The sequence below is a fragment of the Nocardiopsis sp. TNDT3 genome (assembly GCF_003427465.1).
GTDB lineage: Bacteria > Actinomycetota > Actinomycetes > Streptosporangiales > Streptosporangiaceae > Nocardiopsis > Nocardiopsis dassonvillei.
Genome location: NZ_QPFC01000403.1, coordinates 1 through 4,017 on the forward strand (window position 1 = coordinate 1; position 4,017 = coordinate 4,017).

At 70.8% G+C, this 4,017-nt stretch carries 2 protein-coding genes; one reads left to right on the forward strand and one right to left on the reverse strand.

The genetic code is table 11. The features are described from left to right. Positions 1–40: 40 nt before the first annotated feature. Entirely contained in the window at positions 41–847 is an 807-nt protein-coding gene (locus DQW06_RS10760; protein ID WP_013151796.1) for a hemolysin III family protein, read from the reverse strand. A gap of 420 nt (positions 848–1,267) precedes the next feature. Here DQW06_RS10760 and ppdK point away from each other — a divergent pair, with 420 nt between their 5' ends. After that, positions 1,268–3,964 carry a pyruvate, phosphate dikinase gene (ppdK, locus tag DQW06_RS10765; protein ID WP_117198380.1) on the forward strand — a complete coding sequence of 899 codons (2,697 nt, stop codon included), beginning with the start codon at positions 1,268–1,270 and terminating at the stop codon, positions 3,962–3,964. The last annotated feature ends 53 nt before the right edge of the window (positions 3,965–4,017 follow it).

Sequence of the window (4,017 nt, forward strand, 5' to 3'; positions counted from 1 at the left end):
TGGGCCGCGAAGGGCACCCCCGGTCGCGGTGCCCAGTTTTTCAGCCCGTGGTGTAGACCACGAACGACACCGCGACATAGTGGCAGACGAACGCCGCGATGGTCAGCGAGTGGAAGATCTCGTGGAAGCCGAACCAGCGCGGCGCCGGGTCGGGCCACTTGAGCCCGTAGACCACCGCGCCCACGCTGTAGAGCACCCCGCCCACCAGGATGAGGATCCACGTCGCCGGGTGGGTGCCGCCGATCAGCTGGGGGATGAACAGCACCGCCACCCAGCCGATGGCCAGGTACAGCGCGGTGGACAGCCAGCGCGGTGCGTTGAGCCACAGCATCTTGAAGCCGACCCCGGCGATCGCCCCGCCCCAGATCAGCGCCAGCATGGCGGTGCGCAGTGTGCCTTCGAGCACGAGCAGCACGAACGGCGTGTAGGTGCCCGCGATGATCAGGTAGATGTTGGAGTGGTCCATGCGGCGCAGCACCTTCTGCGCGCCCGGCGACCAGCGCCCCACATGGTAGACCGCCGAGGTGGCGAAGAGCATCACCGCGCTGAGCGCGTACACGGCGCTGGCGATCATGGCGGGCGTGGTGGGGGAGAGGGACACCAGGACGATGCCCGCCGCCAGGGCGAGCGGGGCCGTCCCCAGGTGCAGCCAGCCGCGCAGCCGCGGTTTGACCGCCTCCAGCAGCTCCTCGGCCGCCGCCGCGGCCCTCTCGGGCACGGACGCGTCCGAGGGGGTGCCGGATCCCGGTTTCCGCCCGCCGTCGCGCGGGGCCCCGTGGTCCTTCCGGTCGGCCTCCGTACGCCCGGTACCCCGCGCCTGTTCCTCCGACACGCTGCACTCCTCCATCCCGCGGTCCGCCCCGCTGCGGGCCCACCCGAAGCCTAACCTACGGCTCCGTAGGTTACTGGTGGGTAGACCTGTGTTTCGCGGCACAGGCATTCTCCCGTGGCGGATGTGGCACAGGATTGGTCGTGTGCGCTCCCGTGGCGGAGTTCGCCGGGGAGCCGGAGCTTCCGGGTGCCTCGGCGCCTCCGTGAACAGGGGGTTCGTCTTCACTGGTGGCCCCGCGCGCCGGATCGGGGTGTCCGGAGGCTCCCCTTTCGCTGAACCATTGGTATAGACCTCTTTAATAGCTGTGAACTGGGGATATGACGAAAAAAGGGAGTTCATGGGCGAGTGATGATGCGGAGTGTGGATAGAGTCGCGCCCATCCGGGCACAGGCGCCGACCCAGCACTGCGCCGTCGAGAAGCGAGGGAGCACCCCCGTGGCCAAGTACGTCTACACGTTCACCGAGGGCAACAAGGACCTGAAGGATCTCCTCGGCGGTAAGGGGGCCAACCTCGCCGAGATGACCAACCTCGGCCTGCCCGTTCCCCCCGGGTTCACCATCACCACCGAGGCGTGCCGCCACTACCTCTCCCACGGCAGCATGCCCGCCGGACTCGACGCCGAGATCGAGGCCAACCTCCAGGAGCTGGAGAAGGCCATGGGGCGCCGCCTGGGCCAGGCCGACGACCCGCTCCTGGTGAGCGTGCGCTCGGGCGCCAGGTTCTCCATGCCCGGCATGATGGAGACCGTCCTCAACATCGGCCTCAACGACGAGTCCGTCATGGGCCTGGCCGCCCGGGGCGGTGACGAGCGCTTCGCCTGGGACTCCTACCGGCGTCTGATCCAGATGTTCGGCAAGACCGTGCAGGGCATCGACGGCGAGCTCTTCGAGGACGCCATCGAGGAGGTCAAGGCAGCCAAGGGCGTCACCAGCGACCTGGACCTGGACGCCGCCGACCTGCGCCGGCTCGTGGACCGCTTCAAGGAGGTCGTGCGCGAGCGCACCGGCGGCCCCTTCCCGAGCGACCCCCGCGAGCAGATGCTGCTCGCGGTCCGGGCGGTCTTCGACTCCTGGAACGCCCCCCGCGCCGTCCTCTACCGCCGCCAGGAGCGCATTCCCGCCGACCTCGGTACGGCCGTCAACGTCTGCTCCATGGTCTTCGGCAACCTCGGCATGGACTCGGGCACCGGCGTCGCCTTCACCCGCGACCCCGCCACCGGCCAGCCCGGCGTCTACGGCGACTACCTCCAGAACGCCCAGGGCGAGGACGTGGTGGCCGGGATCCGCAACACCGTCCCCCTCGCCGACCTGGAGGGGATCGACGCCTCCAGCTACGGGGAGCTGATGGGCATCATGGACACTCTGGAGAACCACTACCGCGACCTGTGCGACATCGAGTTCACCATCGAGCGCGGCAGGCTGTGGATGCTCCAGACCCGGGTGGGCAAGCGCACGGCCGCCGCCGCGTTCCGTATCGCCGACCAGCTCGTGGACCAGGGTCTGATCACCCTGGACGAGGCGGTCCAGCGGGTCACCGGCGACCAGCTCGCCCAGCTGATGTTCCCCCGCTTCGACGAGGAGGCCCTCTCCGGGACGGACGTCCACCGCCTCGGCCGCGGCATGAACGCCTCGCCCGGCGCCGCCGTCGGCAAGGCCGTCTTCGACTCCTACACCGCCGTCAAGTGGTCGCGCAGCGGAGAGAGGGTCATCCTGTGCCGCCGCGAGACCAACCCCGACGACCTGGAGGGCATGATCGCCGCCGAGGGCATCCTCACCAGCCGCGGCGGCAAGACCTCGCACGCCGCCGTGGTCGCCCGCGGTATGGGCAAGACCTGCGTGTGCGGCGCGGAGGAGCTCGACATCGACACCAAGAACCGGCGCATGACCGCGCCCGGCGGCGAGGTGGTCGAGGAGGGCGACGTCATCTCCATCGACGGCACCAGCGGGGAGGTCCTCCTCGGCGAGGTCCCCGTGGTGGACTCGCCCGTCGTGCGCTACTTCGAGGGCGAGATCGACCCCGCCTCCGACGAGGCCGACGACCTCGTGCGCTCGGTGGACCGCCTCATGCACTACGTGGACGCCGCCCGCCGCATGCGCGTGCGCGCCAACGCCGACACCGCCGAGGACGCCGCCCGGGCCCGCCGCATGGGCGCGCAGGGGATCGGCCTGTGCCGGACCGAGCACATGTTCCTGGGCGACCGCCGCCAACTCGTGGAGCGGCTCATCCTCGCCGACACCGCGGAGGAGCAGGAGCAGGCCCTCGACGCGCTGCTGCCGCTCCAGCGCGAGGAGTTCGGCGGCATCCTGGCGGCGATGGACGGCCTGCCGGTGACCGTGCGCCTGCTGGACCCGCCGCTGCACGAGTTCCTGCCCGACATCACCGAGCTGTCGGTGCGCGTGGCCGTGGCCGAGGCGCGCGGGGAGAGCCACGAGAACGACCTGCGGGTGCTCCAGGCGGTGCACAAGCTGCACGAGCAGAACCCGATGCTGGGCCTGCGCGGCGTGCGCCTGGGCCTGGTCGTGCCGGGGCTGTTCACCATGCAGGTGCGCGCGATCGCCCAGGCCGCCGTCGACCGGATCGCCGCGGGCGGACGCCCCCGCCCCGAGATCATGATCCCGCTGGTGGGCACCGTGCAGGAACTGGAGATCATCCGCGAGGACGCGCTGCGCGTGCTGCGCGAGGTGGGCCGGGAGAACGGCGTCGAACTCGACTTTCCCGTCGGTACGATGATCGAGCTGCCCCGCGCCGCGCTGACCGCCGGGCAGATCGCCGAGAACGCCGAGTTCTTCTCCTTCGGCACCAACGACCTCACCCAGACGGTCTGGGGCTTCTCGCGCGACGACGTGGAGGCCTCCTTCTTCTCCGCCTACCTGGAGAAGGGCGTGTTCGGGGTCTCGCCCTTCGAGTCCCTGGACGTGGACGGCGTGGGCCGCCTCGTGCGCATCGCGGCGGAGGAGGGGCGCGCCGCGCGCCCGGGCATCAAGCTCGGGGTGTGCGGTGAACACGGCGGCGACCCCGCCTCGGTGCACTTCTTCCACCGCGTGGGCCTGGACTACATCTCGTGTTCCCCGTTCCGGGTACCCGTCGCCCGCCTGGAGGCGGGCCGGGCCGCCGGACACACCGCGCCCTGACCGGGCCGAGGACGCACGCGGGTGCGGTGGTCCCCACGGACCGCCGCACCCGC